Annotated in this window: 18 protein-coding genes; 13 read left to right on the top strand and 5 right to left on the bottom strand. The window is 42.0% G+C overall.

Annotated features, from left to right (window positions below; genetic code table 11):
- The 3 genes from GM182_RS05845 to GM182_RS05835 are packed head-to-tail and all read right to left on the bottom strand — an operon-like array spanning position 1 to position 5,031.
- Positions 1-2,394 carry a DUF2254 family protein gene (locus GM182_RS05845; RefSeq protein ID WP_449186175.1) on the bottom strand — a complete coding sequence of 798 codons (2,394 nt, stop codon included), beginning with the start codon at positions 2,392-2,394 and terminating at the stop codon, positions 1-3.
- Positions 2,395-2,405: 11 nt separating this feature from the next.
- Entirely contained in the window at positions 2,406-3,791 is a 1,386-nt protein-coding gene (locus tag GM182_RS05840) for a TrkH family potassium uptake protein (RefSeq protein WP_449186174.1), read from the bottom strand.
- A gap of 1 nt (position 3,792) precedes the next feature.
- Positions 3,793-5,031 carry an adenosylhomocysteinase gene (locus GM182_RS05835; protein WP_449186173.1) on the bottom strand — a complete coding sequence of 413 codons (1,239 nt, stop codon included), beginning with the start codon at positions 5,029-5,031 and terminating at the stop codon, positions 3,793-3,795.
- Between the two features lie 100 nt (positions 5,032-5,131).
- Between GM182_RS05835 and GM182_RS05830 the strand changes: the two genes are divergently transcribed.
- The 13 genes from GM182_RS05830 to GM182_RS05770 all read left to right on the top strand — a co-directional run bounded on the left by GM182_RS05830 (position 5,132) and on the right by GM182_RS05770 (position 21,793).
- Positions 5,132-6,814 (top strand): DEAD/DEAH box helicase, encoded by a 1,683-nt coding sequence (locus GM182_RS05830; RefSeq protein ID WP_449186172.1) that lies wholly within the window; start codon positions 5,132-5,134, stop codon positions 6,812-6,814.
- A gap of 62 nt (positions 6,815-6,876) precedes the next feature.
- A complete protein-coding gene (thrS, locus tag GM182_RS05825; RefSeq protein WP_449186171.1) occupies positions 6,877-8,817 on the top strand; it encodes a threonine--tRNA ligase in 1,941 nt (646 codons plus the stop codon).
- A 15-nt stretch (positions 8,818-8,832) separates the two neighbouring features.
- Entirely contained in the window at positions 8,833-10,491 is a 1,659-nt protein-coding gene (locus tag GM182_RS05820; RefSeq protein ID WP_449186170.1) for a hypothetical protein, read from the top strand.
- 1 nt (position 10,492) lies between these two features.
- Positions 10,493-11,584, top strand: coding sequence for a glycine cleavage system aminomethyltransferase GcvT (gene gcvT / locus GM182_RS05815; RefSeq protein WP_449186169.1), 1,092 nt, complete (start codon positions 10,493-10,495; stop codon positions 11,582-11,584).
- 14 nt (positions 11,585-11,598) lie between these two features.
- Positions 11,599-11,985 carry a glycine cleavage system protein GcvH gene (gene gcvH / locus GM182_RS05810; protein ID WP_449186168.1) on the top strand — a complete coding sequence of 129 codons (387 nt, stop codon included), beginning with the start codon at positions 11,599-11,601 and terminating at the stop codon, positions 11,983-11,985.
- Positions 11,986-11,988: 3 nt separating this feature from the next.
- Entirely contained in the window at positions 11,989-13,365 is a 1,377-nt protein-coding gene (gene gcvPA / locus GM182_RS05805) for an aminomethyl-transferring glycine dehydrogenase subunit GcvPA (RefSeq protein WP_449186167.1), read from the top strand.
- Positions 13,358-14,830: an aminomethyl-transferring glycine dehydrogenase subunit GcvPB gene (gene gcvPB, locus GM182_RS05800; RefSeq protein WP_449186166.1), complete on the top strand. Its 1,473-nt coding sequence runs from the start codon at positions 13,358-13,360 to the stop codon at positions 14,828-14,830. Before gcvPA ends, gcvPB begins: the two co-directional genes overlap by 8 nt.
- Positions 14,831-14,857: 27 nt before the next feature.
- On the top strand, positions 14,858-16,402 hold the full coding sequence (gene rho / locus GM182_RS05795) for a transcription termination factor Rho (protein ID WP_449187295.1): 1,545 nt from the start codon (positions 14,858-14,860) through the stop codon (positions 16,400-16,402).
- Positions 16,402-17,136 (top strand): FAD-dependent thymidylate synthase, encoded by a 735-nt coding sequence (gene thyX / locus GM182_RS05790; RefSeq protein WP_449186165.1) that lies wholly within the window; start codon positions 16,402-16,404, stop codon positions 17,134-17,136. Before rho ends, thyX begins: the two co-directional genes overlap by 1 nt.
- Complete coding sequence (gene prfA, locus GM182_RS05785; protein ID WP_449187294.1) at positions 17,126-18,217, top strand: peptide chain release factor 1; 1,092 nt, start codon at positions 17,126-17,128, stop codon at positions 18,215-18,217. Before thyX ends, prfA begins: the two co-directional genes overlap by 11 nt.
- Entirely contained in the window at positions 18,217-19,029 is an 813-nt protein-coding gene (locus GM182_RS05780) for a N5-glutamine methyltransferase family protein (RefSeq protein ID WP_449186164.1), read from the top strand. The genes prfA and GM182_RS05780 overlap by 1 nt, the downstream gene beginning before the upstream one ends.
- Positions 19,020-19,742, top strand: coding sequence for a PP2C family protein-serine/threonine phosphatase (locus GM182_RS05775; RefSeq protein ID WP_449186163.1), 723 nt, complete (start codon positions 19,020-19,022; stop codon positions 19,740-19,742). Before GM182_RS05780 ends, GM182_RS05775 begins: the two co-directional genes overlap by 10 nt.
- On the top strand, positions 19,733-21,793 hold the full coding sequence (locus GM182_RS05770) for a serine/threonine protein kinase (protein ID WP_449186162.1): 2,061 nt from the start codon (positions 19,733-19,735) through the stop codon (positions 21,791-21,793). The genes GM182_RS05775 and GM182_RS05770 overlap by 10 nt, the downstream gene beginning before the upstream one ends.
- Here the strand turns inward: GM182_RS05770 and GM182_RS05765 are convergent.
- Both GM182_RS05765 and GM182_RS05760 read right to left on the bottom strand, forming a co-directional pair.
- Positions 21,790-22,551: a tRNA (adenine-N1)-methyltransferase gene (locus GM182_RS05765; RefSeq protein ID WP_449186161.1), complete on the bottom strand. Its 762-nt coding sequence runs from the start codon at positions 22,549-22,551 to the stop codon at positions 21,790-21,792. The genes GM182_RS05770 and GM182_RS05765 overlap by 4 nt on opposite strands.
- On the bottom strand, positions 22,520-22,930 hold the full coding sequence (locus GM182_RS05760; RefSeq protein ID WP_449186160.1) for a methyltransferase: 411 nt from the start codon (positions 22,928-22,930) through the stop codon (positions 22,520-22,522). Before GM182_RS05760 ends, GM182_RS05765 begins: the two co-directional genes overlap by 32 nt.
- Positions 22,931-22,946 lie beyond the last annotated feature (16 nt).

The following is a 22,946-nucleotide window of genomic DNA, read 5'->3' as shown; positions in this document are numbered from 1 at the left end:
TTAGTCCTCATTCTTCCTCAGTTCAGGAATATATTTAGCAGGATCATCGCCTCTGAATACTGCTCTTAACTTTTCTAAGTTGTCCTTCAATATCTTGACAGCCATCTTTTCGGAAACCTCTTTTATAAACTTGTCCTCGTCTGTTAGATGCATAAAGACAAACCTTGTATAGGCTTTCACCAGTTTGTAGAAAGCCATTATGTATGGTACGGGTATCTTATAATCGAAGTATTTCCTAATGCCTTTGTAGTTTTCAATTAGCTCTTTATAGGCTTTTTCGAGGTGTGTAGGCACGATGGTAGAAGCTCTGTGTACTGTAAGACTTATGGCGTTGGGATTTTCTGTGTAAACGGCTACACCACCAATAATAAACATTGCCTTGGCTGCCTTGTATATAAATGGTGAGTCAGGTAAGTTTTTCTGTATCTTCAACGACATATCTCTTAGGGCGTCAAGCATAGTGGCTGCGATGTCTATACGGCTGGATTTGATAAGCTCGACAGACAAATCAAGCACGAAAGATAATATAGCCTCTAGTGTTGGTACAAAGTCTGTTGCCTGTTTGGTTAGCTTGCCAACAATATACGATAGACCATCCTTAATTATGAAGTTATCAATTGTTGTTTTATGTACGACCTCCCCTTTGGGATATAGGTTTTTAATCATACGGAAGTAAAAGCTCAGTATGAGTATGGTAATTTTATTTTTCACATCAATGTTGTAATTGCCAGTCATGAAATCTCTTGAGAATGCATTTAGCTTAGTGGCTATAACACGGGGGGTCATAGGATTTTCAGGGTTTTCCGTATAGAAGTCTACTATGTGTCTAATCGAAGAGATGGCAAGAATGAGTAACGAGTTATTCTTGTTGATGATAAATGTTTTAAAAGCATTGATATATATATCGAGGACTGTCTCTGCAATGCGTACCTCACCTGTAACATCGGCGACTCTGAAGATTGTCTCCATAAAATAAAGAGTTTGTTTGACGAAATGTGCATATTCTTTGCTGTTATCGTTGTAAGAGAGATAGCTTCTAAAGTACTTCTTTGTAATCATTTCTGCCGTGGTAATATCGCTATCAAGTGTACTTTTCTTTACAATATCTGAGAGTTCCTCTACTCCCTGTACAGCTTTGTCGTATTCCCCTAGCTCAAGATACAAGTGTATTTCGCTATTAATTTTATCTGCTATAACCTGAATGTTTAGGATCTTAATTATATGGTAGACATATGCAAATAGCAAGATGATATTGCCAAACATAAGCCACAGATTCCAGTTCATCTGAGGAAGAGGTAAGGGTATGTTGTTGTTTGTCCTACCGAGTAGCAAGAATGAGTGAATGATGGTAAATGCAGATACAGAGTACACAACCATGTTCCATGGGTCTTTGAAGTAGTATGTGGTAACCTTTGGGGTATATTTTGATGCCATCATCTGCACGGCTACCATGGACATTGATATCATGACACCGACCAGTGCGGCAAGGGCTGTTGCCGTTGCAGAGTATGTATATCTGGCCGTGTCTTGGTCACCCCAGAATATAAAGTTGATAGGATTTTTAGGGTTAGATGGCCAGAAAGGATATATCTTTTCTGGCTGTGGCATGTAAAACTGATATACCCATATAAGATAGGTAATAAGTAGAATGACAAACATAACAATGGCTGCGGGTATGAGATGGTCGTATTTGGTTGGTCGCCACCATCTGCTTATAGTAGGAATTTCTCCTGTTGTATAGTATTTGATAATGTATCTCAGCCCATCCTTTACAGCTTTGCTTTGACTGAGGAATCTTACCCCTAACTTGTAGGAACCATCTTCTAACGGAGTTACACTGCGAATTTCGGCTTTCACATATATACTGCGTTTACTGTTTCCGGGTAAAGGAAATTTGAGATATACGATATCGCCTTTTTGTAATATGTTATCTTTGATAGCATCTTTGTCTACTTTGATACCAGCTCCATGTTCTGATAGGTCGGTTGTTTTACCCTTGGTGATAATCTTTGTTGAATGTGGAACAAGACCGAGAGATTTACTAATTTTATAGATATAAACCTCTGTTTCTATGGGAATACGCACAGAACTTCTGACAATAGCCTCTAGTTGTTTTGTGAGTTTCAGGGCCAATATGGTTTGTGAAGTATCGGGTAAATATACATGTGCTTCATATGTAAAGATTCCTTCCTCTGTCTCAAAACGAACCTTTATATTTTCGCCCCAGTGATGAGATGCAAGGTCAAATGGTACAGCCAAATATACGATACGGTCCTTGTGGTTGACATTGATAACAAGCAGTCTGTGGGGTTTTTCCTCACCATCTTCAAATACTTCTACATATTTGCCAAGCTCGGGAAGGTGAACAAATATGTCTTCGTGTCTTTCACCCATACACTTTCACCTCAGCTTACGGCTATATCGTCTTCAGGTAGAGTGTAAAGTTCTCTAGTTGGTGTGAAGATATAGCCTGCCAGTATAGATATGGTTCCAACTCTACCCATAAACATTGTTATTATTATTATAACCTTGCCGAGGCTGTTAAGCTGTGTTGTTAGGCCCCTTGACAGACCTACCGTTCCGATAGCTGAGAATGCTTCAAAGAAGATATCTTCAAACGGAGAGTTAGGCATGGCTATACTAAGGAACAATATGCTAATGCTAACTGTTATGAGCTGAAGTATGAATATGGCTAGTGCCAGTCTTACAGTGTCCTCTGCTATACGTCTGCTTCTGAGTATAACGGCTTTTTTATTTTGCATAATGCTTTGTAGATACTGGAGTACTACTACAAATGTTGTTGTCTTAATACCACCAGCTGTACCTCCAGGTGAACCACCAACAAACATGAGGAAGGTTATAAGCAGTATGCTGGGAAGCATCATCTTACTCATATCCAGTGTGGCAAAACCAGCTGTTCTAGGGGTGACTGCCTGAAATAGTGATGCCCAGAGTTTGCCACTAAGAGGAAGGTTGCCGATGGTATGGGGATTAACCCATTCAAAGATGAGAAGCATGATAGCCGGCACAATAATGAGCACTACCGTTGCTGAAATGACAATGCGGGTATGAATGGATAGGTCATTTATCTTCATACGTCTACCTTCACCCTTAAGGCCGGCTATAAATGACTTTGAATATTCAAGGAGTTCTTCCCATACGATGAAACCCAATCCACCTGCAATAATGAGACCCATGATAGTAATATTTACCAATGGGTCTGATACATAGTCTATAAGGGATTTAAAGCCTCCCATAATATCAAATCCGGCGTTGTTGAATGCAGATACAGAGTGAAATATAGAAGCCCATAGTCCTTCAACAGGGCCAAATTGCGGTATAAACCTAAAAGATAGTAAAAAAGCTCCTATGACTTCGAAGAATAGAGAAACTTTTAGAGAAAACAAGAGAAGATTGGTAACGCCACCAAAGTCTGGTTTGTTAAGCTGAACGGCTACAGATATCTTTTGTCTCAGCCCCACTTGATCACCACGGGCAAGGTATATCAGGGTCATCATAGTAACATAGCCCAAACCACCTATTTGTATAAGTAGAAGTATGATGAGCTGCCCAAAAAATGAGAAGTATGTGCCCGTATCTTTCACTACAAGACCTGTAACACACACGGCGGATGTAGATGTGAAGAGGGCATCAAGAAAGTTTGTCAATTTACCCTGGGCCTGTGATATGGGAAGCATAAGAAGAACAGTTCCCGTTAGTATGACGGCTAAAAAACCCATTACAATGTTGCGTCTTGCCTCTGTTACTGGATCGAGTTTACCCTTTGCCATATTACCACCTACTTAGATACTCTATTTGCTCCTTTGTCAGTGAATCTATTTGAATGTTCATGCTCTGCAGTTTATGCTTGGCTATTTCTATACTGTACTGATGAGGAAACTCATAGACCTTGTTTTCCAGTTTTCCTTTGTTTTCTATAATGTATGCAAGTGCAAACATTTGTGCGGAGAAAGACAGATCCATAATCTCTGCTGGGTGACCATCGCCTACAACAAGGTTAACAAGTCTACCCTCACCAAGAAGGTATACAGTATTTCCACTTTTCAGTTTGTATGCCATGACATTGTCACGGGCTTCCCACTTTTCTAAGGCATTTTCCTCTAAATACTTGACATCTATCTCTACATTGAAATGCCCGGCGTTGCTCAGTATGGCACCATCTTTCATGGATTCCAGATGTCTACCGGTAATGACATCTTTCATTCCTGTTGTTGTAACAAAGATATCTCCAATCTTTGCTGCCTCATCCATTGTCATGACCTGGTGTCCATCGTATATGGCCTCAAGAGCTCTGATGGGGTCTACCTCTGTAACAATGGTGTGAGCTCCCATACCTTTCATGACTCTTGCAACCCCTCGACCACACCAGCCATAGCCGGCTATAACGGCGGTTTTGCCTGCAATAAGTAGGTTTGTGCCTCTGGAAATGGCAACAGGTACACTTTCACCTGTGCCATATCTGTTATCAAATAGATACTTGATATATGCATCGTTAAGTGCGATGAGTGGATAGGGAAGCTTGCCTGCCTGAGCAAGGGCGCGGGCCCTATGCACGCCTGTGGTGGTTTCTTCAGATGCTCCCCATATGTTTTTGGCCAGGTGTGGCATTTCATTGGATACGGTCGTTGTCAGGTCAAGTCCGTCGTCAAGTATGAGGTTAGGTTCTGTGCGAAGAACATTCCTCTGATTTTCCATATATTCTTCTGGTGTTTCTCCACGCCATGCAAACACCTCAATGCCAGCATCAGCAAGGGCTGCTGCTACATCATCTTGGGTGGACAGTGGATTTGACGATGTTATGGCAACGAATGCCCCCAACTCCTTTAATGTCAGGGCAAGGTATGCCGTTTTTGCCTCGAGGTGTATAGACATACCTATGCGAACGCCTTTAAAGATGCCTTTTTCATCAAGCCTCTTTTTTACAAGGGGCATAACTTTCATATGGGCTTTCACCCAGTTTATCTTTTTCCAACCGTGCGGTGCCAGTGATATATCTTTAACATGTGCCATTTTGTATCCCTCCCTTCATACCATAAGTTTAGCACGAGGTATATATTTACTTATAAACTGGCATGTTATTGTATCTTATATAAAAGATGGAGGTGAATATATGTATAACATATATGGAAAAAAGATTAATTTGAGAAAATGGCAAAGAGAGGCAGTAGATTATCTCTCTTCTCATATGGATGGAAAGCATATGCTTGCTGTTGTAGCTCCAACAGGTGCGGGTAAGACGCCTGTTGCCTATGAGATGATGAAAAGGGGACTTCGGCAGGGGCGAAGGGTGATATACGCATCTCCCCTAAAGGCCATATCTAATGAGCGGTTTATGGAACTGAAGTACTCTATGCTTGAAGGGGTGGAACCCGGTATTATTACCGGCGATGTTGATGTCAACACATCCAGTCAACTTCTAATGGTAACAACGGAGATACTAAGAAACTCTCCGGGACTGATGCAGCACTCTCTTGTTGTATTTGATGAGGTGCACTATGTCTCTATTAGCCCCGATAGGGCTCGTACATTTGCCGAAGTGCTCCTTATGATGGGTGAGGCAGATATGGACGCCATACCTATGCTACTAACGGCTACGCTGGCTCCAACAAGGGAAGAGATGGATGAGGTGTTAGAGTTTTTATCATCGCTGGCGGCCAAGAAGCCTGCCCTGTATGTGCATACTAAAAGACCGGTACCACTGAAAGTGCCGAGAAATCCATTTTCCATGAAGAAACTCAGGAAGGCACTGGTGTTTGTCAATTCTTATAAAGAGGCATTTGAGGTAGCACGGAAGATAGCATCTTACAGAGTTCCTGTGAGAAGTAAGTGGAAAAGGTTTAAGGAGATTCTTGAAGATGTTGGTGGCGAGAGATCTGGATATATAAGGGCTAAGCTTATAAAAAGGGGAGTAGGAATGCATCACGGTAATCTCCTACCAGGTGAGAAGATAGCCATGGAAATAGCATTTAGAGAAGGTGTGGTTGATGTTGTTGTAGGTACAACAACGCTGGCGTATGGTGTTAACATGCCAGCTGATGTCGTTGTGTTTAACTCTTCTCGTAGATACGATGGAACGCCTTATACTGCCAATGAGTTTTTACAGATGGCGGGAAGGGCAGGAAGACCGGGACTGTCTGATGTTGGTCTTATTGGTGGATTTAAAAAGAGCGTACACAAGTGGGTGGCCCGGATGCTTAAGGAGGCTAAGCCCAGATTTGTGCTTCTGCCACAGCCATCTCCCAGACCATTTGTAGAGGCCGTGTATGAAACGGGTAAGACAGATAAAAAGACAATGAGAAAGGTGGCCAGACAGGAGAATGCCTTTCTTGCCAGTATTACATATGGTGCTGAGCCTATGAAGGTGTTCCCCGCAGACTATAAGAGAGTGGCAGCTGTGCTTCTCAGCCTTTCACAGCAAACGGGTATTCCTATAAATCAGTTTGCCGGTCATGTGCTAAAGGCTTGGGGTGATGAGCTTATGGAGGGCTGGAGAGAAGGTCGCTCTTGGTTCTTTGAAACAGGTCTTCCATATATTGCCGGTGGTTGGAATGGTGTATATTATGAGATAGACGCCTATCCACTGATTGCCTTGCCACTACTTGAGGAGAAGATGGAGAAAGGTGGTATCAGTGGTAAAACATTATATGCTGCAAGACAAAGGCTAAAATGGTTAAAATCTATAAATAGGAGAGATCCTGAGCTATTCAGGGTGTTTGCCCTTGAAGATGCAGAAGATGTTGTAGAATCGGTAGACCCACTAAAGGAAAGACTTGAAGTGGCAGAAGAAGACTAAGGTTGTTTTCTTTCATTAATGATTTAAAATAGTAGCATAGCAGTTGAAAGGGGGCGCTTGATATGGCAGTCGTAAAGATTGACGGTAAAGAGTATGAGTTTGAAGGACAGAAACAGCTATTTGAGTTTGTGCCTGTAAGCAAGAAGAAGAAAATTATTGCGGCAAAGGTTGATGGCACACCAGTTGACCTTTCTTATACAGTAACAGGCGGGGAAAATGTAGAGTGGATTTATATTGACAGTGAAGAAGGACTTGATATTCTCAGACACTCTGCAGCCCACATTATGGCTCAGGCTGTTAAGCACTTGTATGGAAAAGATGTAAAGCTCGGTGTGGGTCCAACCATTAAAGATGGTTTTTACTATGACATGCTTGTTCCAGGTGGTATTTCTGCAGAAGACCTTCCCAAGATAGAGGAAGAGATGAGGAATATTGTCAAGGCAGATTATCCCTTTGAGCGCATCGAGGTTTCTAAAGAAGAGGCAAAGCGTATTATGAAGGAGGCCGGTGAAATATTTAAGCTCGAGATTATTGACGATATAGAGGGCGATACAGTGTCTCTGTACAAGCAGGGAGACTTTGTAGACCTGTGTCGTGGTCCGCACATTCCATCTACCGGTTTCCTCAAACACTTTAAGCTTCTGTCTGTCAGTGGTGCTTACTGGCGTGGTGATGAAAACAGAGAGATGCTAACCCGTGTATACGGTACAGCGTGGGCGAAGAAAGAAGACCTTGAGGCATATCTTCACCAGCGTGAAGAGGCCATACGCAGAGACCACAGGAAGATAGGTAAAGAGCAGGACTTGTTCTCTATTCAGGAGGATATTGGACCGGGTCTTGTGCTGTGGCACCCGCGTGGTGGTATGGTGCGTAAGGTTATTGAAGATTTTTGGAGAGAGGTTCACTGGCAAAGGGGATATGACTTTGTCTATACACCACACATAGCTAAGATTCATCTGTGGGATATCTCTGGTCACCTTGACCATTATAGGCAAAATATGTTTCCACCAATGGATGTTGAAGGACATGAATATATGGTGAAGCCTATGAACTGTCCATTCCACATACAGATATATAAGAGTAGACAACGTTCTTATAAAGAGTTGCCACTAAGATGGGCAGAGATGGGTACCGTTTATAGATATGAAAAGAGCGGTGTGCTTCACGGACTGCTGAGGGTTAGAGGTTTTACCCAAGATGATGCCCATGTTTTCTGTACACCAGATCAGATTGAAGATGAAATTAAAGAAGTTTTGGACCTTGCACTGTTTATGTTCCGTACATTTGGATTTGATGAGTATGACATAGAGCTATCTGTAAGAGATGACACCAATAAAAAAGGTTATGTAGGTGAAGATGAGATTTGGGAGATAGCAGAAAAGGCTCTTGTCAAAGCTTTAGAAGACATGAAACTTCCTTACAAGAGAATGGAAGGAGAGGCCAAGTTCTATGGACCGGCTATTGATATCAAACTGAAAGATGCCATTGGTCGTAGCTGGCAGGCAGCAACTGTTCAGCTAGACTTCAACCTACCAAGGCGTTTTGGCATGACATATATCGGGCCAGATGGCAAGGAGCACGAACCGGTTATGATACACAGGGCACTGCTTGGTTCCTTTGAGCGTTTCTTTGGCACACTTATTGAACAGTATGCAGGGGCATTTCCCACATGGCTACATCCAGAACAGGTTATAGTTATACCAATAGCCGATGCCCAGGTTGATTATGCCAAAGAGGTATATAATACCTTGCGTAGTCAGATGATAAGGGCTGTTATTGATCTTGATACAGGGGCCAAACTTGGTGCTCGTATTAGAAAGGCTCAGCTGATGAAAATACCGTATATGCTTATTATTGGTACTCGTGAGATGGAGGCAGGAAATGTGTCTGTAAGACATAGACATTTTGGTGATGTTGGAGCAATGCCTGTAGGTGAGTTTGTAGAGAAGATAAAAGCGGAAATAGCAAGTAGAGAGAGAACACCATCTTGGATAAACAAGTAAGGAGAGGAAACTGATATGGCAAATTTGCTTAAGCTCAGTTTGTATACCTCTGAGCCACCAAGCGGTTGGGTTTATGACCTATATGAAAATGAAGAGCAACCCGACCGCGGGTGGCTCTTTTTTGCTCTTAAAGGGGTCAGTGAAGAAGATATTGACGCCCTTATAGAGCAGTTTTTAGAAGGTACTGATGACATGTTTGAATATATTAAGCAGTGGCTACTGACTATACATGAAAAGAAGAGAAAAGAGGGAGGAAAGGCTAAGGGAGTTATACTATGGTTTGCGGATGGAAAAGTTCATGCATTTCCGTTAGGAGGACTTCATGTTTTTCAAAATGCTCCACATAGGAAACGCTGTTTAACTGACCCTATATATGACTTTACCCACTATCTCCGTTGGAATGTATTGTCACCTGGAGATGAAAATTACAAGATTTCATATTCTATATATCCTATTACTGGCGAAGATAGCTTTGATATTGTTCTGAAAGATGGGAGCAAACCTTGGAGAATTACTGTGGATGCTTTTCAAGATGTGTGGAAATCTGGAGAGAAAAAAAAGAAAGCGAGGGTCTCACCCAAAATTGCGGCAAGGAAATATGGACATAGAGCATCGGTATGGGTAGCGCTTTTACTTATATTCCTTGTAGGTGTGTGGTATATCTGGTATCACCACTCACTAAAGGTCACCACACAGAAACAGGTGGAACATACATCTACGCAAACAACATCTTCAACAGGAAGTGCTACTGGTTCAGGAGTGAGTTTTATTGAACCTCTTGCTCTGTGGAATATCTCTTCTATTACCGATATTGCTACAGAAACTTATACCGATATAAAACTCCCATTTGATAGAGTGTGGGATATGGCATCGGTGAACTGGACTGATGGTACATATTTCATAGCGTTTACCAATGATGTTGGTTCAGCACTAAGAATTGCTTTTGACATTTCTGGTGATACTCCAAAGTATCTGGATAAATGGTATAAGGCTACAACAATTTCCAGTCCTGCTATTGAAGGTGTTAACTGGAATAGTCCTAAAACATTTGTTAGTCCAGATCTATCCGGTGGTAAGCTTGTATTGAAATCTACATTTGTTAATTCTTCATGGGGTACATTTGATGGTTTATCTGATGCCTTTTTAGACAAGTTAAAAGATGTGTCTATACAAGCGGAGAACTATGATACAACAATTGCCTTATTGACAGATGATAAAGTGTATCTTTATAGTGGCCGCGTTGGTGGTACATTTAAGCAACTGAGAATGCCTATCGCATTGCCAGAAGGTTATAAAGGCGAGCGTATCTATCTCTCGCCTGCTGGTGATGTCTATGTGCTTGCATATAGAAATATCAGAGATAAGAAGAAGTATGCCCTTGTGGTTATGAGGGCATCAGATGATTTTGTTCCCGACAATCTTGTTATGGAGAAAACGGAGAAGTTGCTTGATAACCTTAGCGCCACTTTTATTGGGGCACCGTATCTGTGGAAAGAAGGGGTAGTAGCATTTCCAGTGTCTGGCCCTAAAGATGGTTTGGCACTGATCAACATAGTAACATGGAAGGCTACATTGATTGAGGGAAGAGGTGTAATATATCCTTTGAGCGATGATAAGCTTGGAGTGGTATTTCAATCTTTCTTCTCATTGTGGGATTTAGAAAGGAGGGACTAATGTGGTAAAACGTACAGCGATGTACGACCTCCACAAGGAGTTGGGGGCTCGTTTCACAGAGTTTGGGGGATGGGAGATGCCTGTCCGCTACACAACTATTAAGGAAGAACATATGGCGGTCAGGCAAAATGCCGGTGTGTTTGATTTGTCACATATGGGAGAGATTAGGGTTAAAGGCAAGGATGCTGTAGAGTTCTTGGGTTATGTACTGCCTTCTCGTGTAAAGAGTGTTAAGGTGGGTAAGGCAGTGTATACCCCTATGCTCAATGAAAATGCCGGCATTGTTGATGATCTTATCTTCTACCGTATTGCCGATGATGAGTATCTGCTTATTGTCAATGCTTCTAATGTAGAGAAGGATTTTGCACATCTTGCCAAGCATGTAGGTGAAAGAGAAGTAGAACTTATTGATGAATCTGCACAGTGGTCTCTAGTTGCTATACAGGGACCCAAAGCTGAAGATATCGTTGCCAAAGTTGCAGAAGATGTTAATGTTAGAGAAATTCCATTCTTCGGGTTTGCCTTTGGTAAGATTGCAGGGATGCCTGTATCCATTGCTCGTACAGGTTATACAGGTGAAGATGGTTTTGAGATACTTGTAGAGTGGGATAAAGGCCCAGAGCTGATGAAAGTGCTTCTTGAGGCCGGTAAAGATGAAGGTGTTTTGCCATGTGGGCTTGGTGCCAGAGACTCGCTAAGATTAGAGGCAGGATTTCCGCTGTATGGTGAAGACATGGACGAAAACACCACACCTGTTGAGGCTAACCTTATGAGGTTTATTCGCATGAAAAAGAAGTCTTTTCTTGGTAAAGAGGCACTACAGAAGAAGATCGAGGAAGATCCGCTGCTTCGTCGTACAGGTATCGTTATGCTTGATCGTGCTATTCCTCGTCATGGTAGTAAGATATATAAGGGGGATGAAGAGATAGGATATGTTTCCAGTGGAACATTTGGCCCAGCAGTGGGGGCCGGTATTGCTCAGGTGTATATTCCGTATACACTTGATAAAGGTACAGAAATTATGGTAGAAATAAGAGGAAAGCTCCATCCTGCCAAAGTTGTGGGGCTTCCTATATACCGCAAAGACTCTTAAGGAGGTGAAGAGGGGTGAATTTTCCAGAAAACCTGCTCTATTCTGAGGAGCACGAATGGGTTGAGAAAATTGGTCCAAAAAAGGTACGTGTAGGTATTACAGATCACGCTCAGTCTGAGCTTGGCGACATTGTGTTTGTTGAGCTTCCTGAGGTTGGTAAAGAGGTAACAGCAGGTGATACACTGGCAGTTGTAGAATCTGTTAAGTCTGCTGCCGATGTATACAGCCCTGTTAGTGGTAAGGTTATTGAGGTTAACGAGGAGCTGAATGATCGCCCCGAACTTATTAATGAGGATCCATATGGTGATGGTTGGATTGCCGTTATTGAGCTTGAGGATCCTTCTGAACTTGAGAACCTTATGACAGCCGATGAATACAAGAGAATGATAGGGGAGGAATGATATATGAGATACACACCTCATCGTCCGAATGAGATAGATGAGATGCTTCGGACGATTGGGGTGGGCAGTATAGATGACCTCTTTAAAGATATTCCAGACGAGCTGAAAGAAAAGGCAGAGGGAGCTTTTCAGGCTCTCTCTGCCCCTATGACAGAGAAAGAACTGAGCTTTTACATGGACAACCTAGCCGATGAGAACTATGACCTGTTTGAGGTTGTCTCTTTTATGGGGGCTGGTGTCTATCCACACTATGTGCCTTCTGTTGTAGACACCATTTCTTCTAGAGGAGAATTCTATACTGCTTACACCCCGTATCAAGCTGAAGCATCTCAGGGATCACTTCATGTGTCATTTGAGTGGCAAACCTATATTGCCAGATTGACCGGGATGGATGTGGCTAATTCCTCTATGTATGATGCCGCATCTGCTACCGCAGAAGCCGTTTATATGGCCATTCGTATCCACCGCGGTAAGAGAAATAAGGTTATTATTGCCTCTACACTTCATCCGGAGATTAAAGAAGTACTGAAGACGTACCTTGAACCTAAGGGCACTGTTATAGAAGAGATTCGCTATGATAAAGAAACAGGTCGTATAGATGTAGAGCATCTCAAAGATCTTGTCGATGAGGATACACTTGCTGTTATTGTACAGTCTCCTAACTTCTTTGGTGTTATTGAAGATGAAAAAGACGCCGTTGAGATAGCCCATGAAAAAGGTGCTTTATATATCGCTACTGTACTTGAGCCCCTTGCATATGGCCTGATTAAGCCTGCTGGTTACTATGGTGCCGATATTGTCGTGGGTGATGCCATAGGACTTGGTAACTATCCGGCCTTTGGTGGTCCAGGTGTTGGTTTCCTTGCAACAAGAAGTAAGTATGTTAGACAGATGCCCGGTAGACTTGTCGGTGAGACTACTGACCCTGAGGGTACAAGAGGGTTTGTGCTAACACTGCAGACAAGAGAACAGCATATTAGAAGGGCTAAGGCAACATCTAATATTACCTCTAATCACTTCTTGATGGCCCTGAGGGCTACTGTTTATATGGCCTTGCTTGGTCGTACAGGTTTCAAGAAACTGGCTTATGTTAACTATAAGATAGCCCATTATGCTAAAGAGAAATTGGCATCTATTGAAGGAATAGAAATACCATTTAGTGGTCCATTCTTCAACGAATTTACTGTCAAGCTTCCTATCTCTGCACAGCATGTATTTGAGCATATGGCTGCAGAGGGTATTTACCCCGGTGTGCCACTGCATAGATTCTTTGGTCCTGCATATGAAAACTATATGCTTATTGCTACAACAGAGCTTCACAGCAAGGAAGATATTGATGGGCTTGCCTCCCACCTGTCGGAGGTGATTAAGAATGGCTGATAAGATACTGGAATATCTCATATTTGAGCTTGATGGACTTGGTGAGTCTACATATGAGGTAGACGACCCTATTGGTGATGACTTCTCCGTGGATGTGCCACAGGAGCTTGTCAGAGATGACCTACCATTTCCCGATGTGCCTGAGGTGGAAGTTGTCAGACACTATACAAGACTATCTCAGCTTAACTTCTCTGTTGATACGGGCTTTTATCCGCTGGGTTCTTGTACTATGAAGTATAATCCTAAGATTCATGAGCATGTGGCATCTGATGCAAGGTTTGCCATGCTTCATCCGTATCAACCTGATGAGGATGTTCAAGGTGCCCTGGCTGTAATGTATCACCTATCAGAGCTTCTTCAAGAGATTACAGGCATGGATGCCATTTCACTTCATCCTGCAGCTGGTGCCCATGGTGAGCTGACAGGTACATTTATTGCCCGTGCTTATTTCAGACAGAAAGGTGAGACGGGGAGACATATTGCCATTATTCCCGACAGTGCACACGGCACAAACCCGGCATCTGCGGCAATGGCAGGCTTTGATGTTATAGAGGTCAAGTCCAATGAAAAGGGTCAGGTTGATATGGATGCCCTTCGTGAGATTGTTGATAAGTATGGCGATGAGATAGCTATTATTATGCTCACAAACCCCAACACATTGGGTGTATTTGAAGAGAATATTTTAGAGATTGCAGAGCTTATTCACGGTGTGGGAGGCCTTCTTTACTACGATGGTGCCAACCTCAATGGTATTCTTGGTATGGCAAGACCTGGTGATATGGGCTTTGACATCGTGCACCTAAATCTTCATAAGACATTCTCTGCACCACACGGTGGAGGTGGACCCGGTAGTGGTCCTATTGGTGTGAAAGAGCACCTAAAAGATTTTCTGCCTGTGCCTACTGTGGTATATGATGAAGAGAGTGGTATGTTCAGACTGAATTACGACATACCACATAGCATTGGTAGAATGAGGATGTTCCATGCCAATTTCTTAGTACTTCTTAAGGCTTATATGTATATAATATCTTTAGGCGGTGAAGGCCTCAGACAAGTGGGAAGATTGGCAGTACTCAATGCCAATTATTTGGCAGCCAAAGTTAAGAAGTATTTCCCAATACCATATGGAGAGCTATATAAACATGAGTTTGTTGCTACTGGTAAGGTATTGAAAGAACAGGGCGTGAAGACACTAGATATTGCTAAGAGACTTATCGACTTTGGCGTGCATCCGCCAACAATTTATTTCCCACTAATTGTTTCTGAGGCACTTATGATTGAGCCTACGGAGACCGAGGTTAAATATAATCTAGACATGTATGCGGCAGCACTGGAAACAATATATAAAGAGGCACATGAAAATCCTGATATATTACATAGTGCTCCCAACAATGCACCTATAGGTAGGCTTGATGATGTGAAGGCCGTCAAACAACTTAAAGTTGTATACACAGAGGAAGAGTAAAGTAGGGAGGGATTAATGTTGGATGAAATGAAGAAGCGTCTTGCTATGTATCTAAAGACGAACTATAAATACAACGATCTAAGGAAACTAGGTAAAGATATTGGTGTGTCTAAGCTGGGTAGCCTTACGAAGGCAGAAATGTCTGAAAAAATAGCCACATATATACTGGAAAATACAGAAGAGGCCTTGAAGGCTTTAAGAGAAAATGGCTATGAGGAGATTGCTTCTTTTACAGAGAAACTGTTAAAGGAGGCTGGGGTTGGTGAAGTTGCCCAGCCTCCTGTTTCTGAGGAAGAGGAGATAGAGGAATCACCGGAAGAGCCAAAGGAAGAGAAAAAGGAATCTAAGGTTAAAACTGAAAAATCTTCAGAAAAAAAATCGGATAAGAAAAGTTCGCATGTGGAAGTAAAAGACCGTACATTTGAAGAGAAGGGTATTCTTGTACTAAAAAAGGGTAAGGATAATAGGGGACAGCAAAAGGAGCAATGGTTTTTAAAGGTCGTTAAGGGAACTCCACCACGATGGATGGATGTATATGTGTCTCCTAAGCAGGTGGCAAGGTTTAACCTGCGTCCTGGTGATGAGATTGAAGGTCTTATGAGGGATCCACATCCAGGCGAAAACTATCATTCCCTTCTTCAGATACACAAGATTAACCGTATACCTGTGGAAGAGTTTGATAAGAAATACAAAAAAAGACCCGAATTTGAAGATTTAACCCCGATTTTCCCAGAGGAGCGTTTTAATCTCTATTTGGGACCAAAGGTGCTGACAACTCGTATTATTGACCTGTTTTCACCTATAGGTAAGGGGCAGCGTGGGCTTATTGTTGCACCTCCTAAAGCTGGAAAGACTACTATTATCAAAGACATTGCAAGGGCTATTACCCAGAATCATCCTGAGGTAGAGGTTATTATTCTCCTTATCGATGAAAGACCTGAAGAGGTTACCTATATGAGGGACAATGTGCCTAAGGCTAAAGTTATTGCCTCTACATTTGACCTTGAGCCCACATATCATGAGCAGGTAGCGGATATTGTGTTGAACTATGCTAAGAGGCAAGCAGAAATTGGTCGAGATGTCCTTATATTACTTGATGGTATTACCCGTATGACAAGGGCATACAACCTTAACCTACCGGCTTCTGGTAGAACCCTATCCGGTGGTCTTGATCCCGCAGCTTTTATGGGGCCAAAGCGTTTCTTTGGTGCAGCTCGAAACTTTAGAGAGGGAGGTAGTCTTACAATACTTGCTACTGCCCTTGTCGAAACAGGTAGTCGTATGGACGAAGTTATCTTCGAAGAGTTTAAAGGTACAGGTAATATGGAGCTGGTTCTTGATAGAAAGCTTGCTGAAAGACGTATATATCCGGCTATTGATGTACACCGCAGTGGAACAAGACATGAGGAAAAACTCTACAGTGAAGATGAGCGGAAAGCCGTCTGGTATCTGAGGCGTATCCTTAGTGAAAGGGATAACATGGCTGCACTTCAGGAGCTTATCAACTATCTTAAGGAGACTGATACCAACGAGGAGTTTCTCAATCTTATGATGAAAACGCTTAAAGGGTGATGCCTGTGATTCAGGTCAAACTTCTTGCGTATACGCCGAATCCTGATGCTGTTGTTTACTATGCAACAAAACTAACCTATACTACCGATGAGCCGCTGAATATGTGGGATGATATATTAGCTCACAAAGATGAGCCCAAATATAGGCGGCGTATGAAAAAGCTTATACACACTGTGCTAAAAAGAGGCCATCATAGTGTTCTTGAGCATGCAAACTTTACCTTCATTGTTGATGGGTGCAGCAGGGTATGCACCCATCAACTTGTAAGACACAGGATTGCCTCATACAGTCAACGGTCTCATAGATATACAGAGATAAATGACGAGGCTTTTCAAGTGCCAACTACTATTGCAGACAATGAAGAGACCATAGCCCTTTATCGGGAACATATTGGTAAGTCTGTGGAGCTTTATCACAAATTGCTTGATCTAGGTATACCCAGGGAAGATGCCCGTTTTCTTATTCCGCAGGCTGTGACGTCACCGATTATGGTGACTATGAATGCCAGAGAACTCATACACTTCTTTGGCCTGAGACTGTGCACCCATGCACAATGGGAGATAAGACAGGCTGCTGCACTTATGCTAAACGAGGTGAAAAAAGTTGCTCCTATAATATTTGATGGTGTTGGACCAAGATGTGTTATGCTTGGATACTGTCCTGAAGGTGATGATGATTGCTACATGAATATCGTTATAAAACAGAAAGGGAGAGGTGAAGGTAGTGCTTCCTGAAGAGATTCTTATAAAAAAGTGCAAAGAGCTTGTAAAAGAATATGAGGATATAGAGCATCAACTCAGCGATCCTTCTATCTATTCTAATCAGAATAAGATGGTGGAGTTGTCTCGTAAGAGAAAAGCGCTTCAGAAGGTTGTGCCTACTGCCAAGAGGTATCTTGAGCTGATAGGGCGTAGAGAAGAAGCTAGGCAGATATTAGAGGAAGAAACCGATGATGATATGTTAGAGCTTGCCAAAGATGAACTCAAAGAAGTGGAAAAACAGCTTGAAGAGATGGAAGAGAAACTTCCTGATGTGTTAGTGCCACCTGATCCTGACGATGAACGCAATGTTATTATGGAAATTCGTGCCGGTGTAGGTGGTGAAGAAGCAGCTCTGTTTGCTGGAGATCTTTTTCGGATGTATTCTCGTTATGCTGAACGCAAAGGTTGGACTGTAGATGTACTATCTGTCAATGAGACGGACCTTGGTGGTATTAAAGAGATTACATTTGAGGTGAAGGGTGAGGGGGTATATTCCCATTTGAAGTATGAGGGAGGAGTACATAGGGTACAAAGGGTACCAGTGACAGAGTCTGGAGGTAGGATACACACTTCTGCTGCTTCTGTTGTTGTTATGAAAGAACCTGATGAGGTCGAGATTGATATTAGACCTGAGGATATAGAGATGGAAACATTCCGCTCTGGTGGTAAAGGTGGACAGCACCAGAACAAGCGCGAGAGTGGTGTGAGACTGATTCACAAACCTACAGGAATCACTGTTGTTGCAACGACAGAGAGGTCACAGCATCAGAATAGGGCAAAGGCCATGAAAATTTTAAAGGCAAGGGTTTACCAGATGATGCAGCAGCAACAAGAGCAGGAAGTTTCTGCACTCCGCCGCTCTTTGGTGGGTAGTGGTGATAGAAGTGAAAAGATCCGCACATATAATTTTCCACAAAGTCGTGTGACAGATCATCGTATTGGACTGACACTGTACAATTTGGATGCTATACTTGATGGCGATCTTGATGAGCTGGTACAGGCACTAAGGGTTGCTGAAACAAAGGATAAACTACAAAGTATATCTCAGAGTTGATGGATGTTTTCTCTGCACGTAGAGTTATCAAAGAAGCCCTCTTACAGGTTTACGGAACCAGTTATGAACACGATGTGTGCTTTGTTTTGAAATATTGCTTTGGCCTTTCTTCTTGTTGGGATACTACTGCCAATGTAGATGATCTTTGGCTTTACCGTGTAGCAGATGATATAAAGAAAAGCATCCCCATACAGTATATATGTGGCGTTGAAGAGTTCAGAGGAAAACCATTTTTTGTCTTTCCCGATGTGTTTATTCCAAGAGAAGAAACAGAGGACCTTGTTGACATTGCTCTCGAAGCCATTCCTGAAGATGCTCATGTTTTAGAGGTTGGTGTTGGCACAGGTGTTATTGGTGTATCTATTCTCATGGGTAGACAAGATATAAATGTTATTGGTATCGACATTAACCCTTTGGCTGTTGTCAATACGTTTGTCAATGCCAGAAAATTTGATGTTGTTAGTCGGCTGCAACTTTATCATGCCGATGTATTCTCTTTTCTTGAGAATTATTTACCTGTGAACTTCATTGTCTCGAACCCGCCGTATTTGCCAGATAGCGATAGATTTACGGTTGATAATCTTGTAAATAAAGAACCGGAGGCAGCACTTTATGGTGGTAATAATGGAGTGGATTTTATTCATTGCCTGCTAAATAAACTTGTTGATATGCATTTTCACGGAGGTTTCCTCTTTGAATTTGACGATACGACCAGGGACTCTTTAGAAAAGCATGAGATTTTCACCATCTCAAGGGTAAAATATTATAGAGATAGATTTGGGAAGGAGAGGTTTGCTCTCGTATGGCTCTAATTATATCGGTTGCGGAAATGGGAAAAGTTAGGAACAACATGGAAGATTATGTGTATCCTGCTCCGGGTACACATATGACAGTTTCTCCACCATTTGCTGCTATTGTTGCCGATGGTGTTGCTGGTAGTCCATATGGCGAGAGGGCCTCTCAAGCTGCTGTAGAGATAGCTATGGCCTATTTTAAAGATATGATTGATAGGGGGGTATCACCCAGTCTTCAACTGATAAGGTCTATATTTGATAAAGTTCAGGAGGCACTAATCTTTTTACAAGAAGCGGATCCCTCTATGCGTGGGGCTTCTACCACAATGAGTATGGCCATTTTTGATGAGAGCAATGTTTATATAGGGTATGCCGGTGATTCTCCTATTTTTCTTATTAGGGGGCCTCGTATTAGACGTCTTGATGAGCCCCATATTGTAGGTACATGGGTATATTCTGAGGGTAGTTTAGTACTTAATACTACTCTTGTTAACTGTATGGGAGGTTATCCCGGTATATATACAGGACCGGGGGAGTATGAATGTCCTTTACAAAAGGGAGATATCATCTTTTTAGCATCTGATGGGGTAACACTTCATGTATCTCCTGAAGAAATTAGAGATGCATTCTTAGACAAAACTCCTCGAGAGGCAGCACAGTATATTAAACAGCTTGTTTACGAAAGAGGAGCTTTCGATAACTTTAGTTTTGTGGTGGTTGTATGGGAGTAAGGTATGCAAAGATAGGAGACAGAATACAGGGTAGGGATACCGTTTACCTCGTTGTCGATTTTATTGGCGAGGGCGGTATGGCGCAGGTGTTTAAAGCTGTTGAGACCGATTCTGGTCTAAATGTTGCTGTGAAGATAATGAAGCGTGAAAACTATGAAAGTGCCGATACATATCGTAGGGAGTTTGTAGTTCTTAGGGGGCTTATGCATCCTTATATTGTGAAACTATACGATTTTATTGATACTCCTGAGTATGTATATGTTGTTATGGAATATTTGCCCGGCGGTTCTCTTAAGGAGCGTATAAATTCCGATGACCGCATGAAACTTATCGAAGATATTATTAAGGTAGCACTTGCTATAGATTTTGCACATGCCAATGGCGTAATACATAGGGATATAAAGCCTGCCAATGTCTTGTATGATGAGTTTAATGAACCCCGTATTACAGACTTTGGTATAGCTATAAATATGTTCTCTCATACTGTAAAGGGTAGATATGCAGGTACTCCCGCATATATGGCGCCGGAGCAGATCAAAGGCGAACCTCTCGATCCGCGCACCGATATATACCAGCTTGGACTTATGCTTTATGAGGTTATGACAGGGCATCTACCGTTTGAACCTGATAATTCTAAAGAGTTTATGGATTGGATAGACAAGGGGCTGACCAGAGAGCCATCGCTATATGAAAAAGCCGTTCCCAGTGCTTTTGATGAGGTATTTATTAAATCATTGTCCTCAACAAGGGAAAATAGATATAAAAGAGCCCTCGATTTCGCTGTTGAGGTAGTCAATGCAGCGAAGAGGAGTGGATTTGCCGTTTCTCCAGAGGTTGAGGCTCTGTTTAGTGATGTTATGGCAAGGGCTGTTATTAATGTTGAACCTGAGGAAAGTGCTGTATATATAGATGATGAGTTTGTTGGAGTAGCACCAGTTATAGTGGACCGTATTTTCCCTGGCAGCAAGCATATGAAAGTTAAGAGGCCATTGTTTGAGACGATTAACACCTATGTATGGATGGAACCAGGGGAAACTTCATACTTTGACTTTGAGATGGAACCCTCTGGAAAGGGAAAGGTTGGGCCTATAAGGCTTGTGAAACCGGTGTTTGATGCGTACACATCGGTATATGGAACTTATATACTCAGTAAGGGATTGCTTGCACGTATAGATATCGATGGTATTCCTAAGATATTTGATGAGGTAGCTGTTCCCGTTTCTAAAGGGGGACAGCTGTATAGATTGGGTGATGTGTTGGCTATATTATCTTCTGATGAGCTATTGTTTCTTGATATGCCACGCTTTCAGTTATATCATACGGGTATCTATATTAAAGACCTAACAAGAATTGTTGAGGGAGGAGAACATTCTCTTGCCATATTAACACCTCGAAAGGTATTTTGGCTCCAAAACGGGGGAGAGGTGAGACATTTCAAGGGACATTTCGAAAATGTGGCTCCTGGTAATAATGTTATAGCCCTCTATAATGGTGAATATATCTCTATTATGACTCCATTTGAAGAACGAGCCCGTATAAAAACGGAGACATGGGTGAGGGGAATATACATTTTAGATAAGATAGGTGTTCTTATGATTGACTATGTTAATCATCTATCGTTTGTAGATTTTGATGGAAAATTGCTTGGTGAAATTATTAGCCCATTTAAGTATCCTATTGAAAAAGTGCGTCGAACTCGTGGTGATGCTTATCTTATCACGACAAAGAATAAAGTGGCTTTGCTTATGTACGATGGTACGGAATTCCGATTTGCTGGAGAACCTGCTCAGCTACCGTCTGGTACGTATACAGTTATTTTGTCTATGTATGTTCCTGTAGGACCTGTTATTGTCAGGCGAAATAGGTATATCTCTGTTTTAGATATTATGGGAACGACCAGGTATATGTACGACATTGGTAGAGTACCTGGTGGATTTACCACTTGGGTTAAAGGGGTTAGAGCCTCTGGTCCCTATTTGACTGTTACACTCACAAATGAATCGGTATTTGTTTACAATGTCTTGTCTTGGCAATCATTTTGGAACGGCTAGGTGGATGGTAGATAGATAGCGCAAACAAGGAATGCTGTATGGGATACCATCCTCATTTCAGGATGGGCAATACCACGTTCTCCATCAATTTCCCAGTTTCTAACAAGTATTTCCATAGTTGTGATGTTAACAAAATCATTTTCTGCGAGACTTGATACTGCTCTTGTTATTTGGGGAATATTAGGGAGATAAAGAACTATTCTCCCTGATGGCTTTAGAGCATCTTTTATATAAGGTATGACAACCCAAGGGGTTGGTAGATCAAGGACGATGGCATCGTAAAATGATTTTTCTGGGACTTCTTCTACTTTGCCTATACGCCACTCTACAGGTATCTCTTCTTTCCAACCTTCTACATTTTTTATGGCCTGTGCTTGATGTTCCGGTCTGACATCATAAGATACTACAAGTCCTGATGGGGCAACTGCTCTGCCTAAGAAGAGCGTAAGACTACCTGAACCACTGCCAGCCTCAAGTACTCTATCACCATCTTTTAAATCAAGCAAACTGACAATGCGAGAGCTTTCTTTGGGATATACAATCTGGGCTCTTCTTGGCATCTTAAGAACATAATCTTCTAGTGAAGGTTCCATTACAACAAACTTGGCACCTTTGGATGAAACAATATGTGTTTTGCCGGCAAGGATTTCATCATGTAAAATGGTGCCATGATGAAAATGACTTTTGCCTCCTGGAATGACATTAATGAGAAATCGTCTTCCTTTCCTATCTATCAGTAGTTTTAGATTTCTTTTCAAGTTTTTTTACCTCTCTTCCTTCCTTAATACTCTGATGTGTTAAGAATAATCCCCATAGTGTAGCAAATACAAGTCCCCAGGTAGAGCGAAATAGTAGTGCTAAGCCTGCAAATAACATAAAGGTACCTAAATATATAGGGTGAGAATGTTCTGTGTAAATACCTTCTTTAAGCACCGTATCTCGGTTCTTTTTCATGAGTATCCAGTTTTCTGTAGCCCTTCCCAAGACAAAACCTGCATAAAATATAATGGAAACACTCATGAGCCTGAGTCCAAGTGTGTCTTGTATCGGTAGTTTCCCTGCTCCAATAACAATACTCAGTGCAGCGGCGGTAAACAATGCCAGTTGGACGATATTTGGTAACTTTCTTTTACCCATAGCCCTTATATTATAA

It is taken from the genome of Zhurongbacter thermophilus, assembly GCF_026184435.1.
Lineage (GTDB): Bacteria > Coprothermobacterota > Coprothermobacteria > Coprothermobacterales > JAADFF01 > JAADFF01.
This window is presented reverse-complemented; position numbering and strand designations above follow the sequence as displayed.

What these genes read in the sequence shown, in the direction of transcription:
- GM182_RS05845 (WP_449186175.1), bottom strand. Translation starts at nt 2,394, where the DNA reads ATGGGTGAAAGACACGAAGACATATTTGTTCACCTTCCCGAGCTTGGC.
- GM182_RS05840 (WP_449186174.1), bottom strand. Translation starts at nt 3,791, where the DNA reads ATGGCAAAGGGTAAACTCGATCCAGTAACAGAGGCAAGACGCAACATT.
- GM182_RS05835 (WP_449186173.1), bottom strand. Translation starts at nt 5,031, where the DNA reads ATGGCACATGTTAAAGATATATCACTGGCACCGCACGGTTGGAAAAAG.
- GM182_RS05830 (WP_449186172.1), top strand. Translation starts at nt 5,132, where the DNA reads ATGTATAACATATATGGAAAAAAGATTAATTTGAGAAAATGGCAAAGA.
- thrS (WP_449186171.1), top strand. Translation starts at nt 6,877, where the DNA reads ATGGCAGTCGTAAAGATTGACGGTAAAGAGTATGAGTTTGAAGGACAG.
- GM182_RS05820 (WP_449186170.1), top strand. Translation starts at nt 8,833, where the DNA reads ATGGCAAATTTGCTTAAGCTCAGTTTGTATACCTCTGAGCCACCAAGC.
- gcvPA (WP_449186167.1), top strand. Translation starts at nt 11,989, where the DNA reads ATGAGATACACACCTCATCGTCCGAATGAGATAGATGAGATGCTTCGG.
- gcvPB (WP_449186166.1), top strand. Translation starts at nt 13,358, where the DNA reads ATGGCTGATAAGATACTGGAATATCTCATATTTGAGCTTGATGGACTT.
- rho (WP_449187295.1), top strand. Translation starts at nt 14,858, where the DNA reads ATGAAGAAGCGTCTTGCTATGTATCTAAAGACGAACTATAAATACAAC.
- thyX (WP_449186165.1), top strand. Translation starts at nt 16,402, where the DNA reads ATGCCTGTGATTCAGGTCAAACTTCTTGCGTATACGCCGAATCCTGAT.
- GM182_RS05780 (WP_449186164.1), top strand. Translation starts at nt 18,217, where the DNA reads ATGGATGTTTTCTCTGCACGTAGAGTTATCAAAGAAGCCCTCTTACAG.
- GM182_RS05775 (WP_449186163.1), top strand. Translation starts at nt 19,020, where the DNA reads ATGGCTCTAATTATATCGGTTGCGGAAATGGGAAAAGTTAGGAACAAC.
- GM182_RS05770 (WP_449186162.1), top strand. Translation starts at nt 19,733, where the DNA reads ATGGGAGTAAGGTATGCAAAGATAGGAGACAGAATACAGGGTAGGGAT.
- GM182_RS05760 (WP_449186160.1), bottom strand. Translation starts at nt 22,930, where the DNA reads ATGGGTAAAAGAAAGTTACCAAATATCGTCCAACTGGCATTGTTTACC.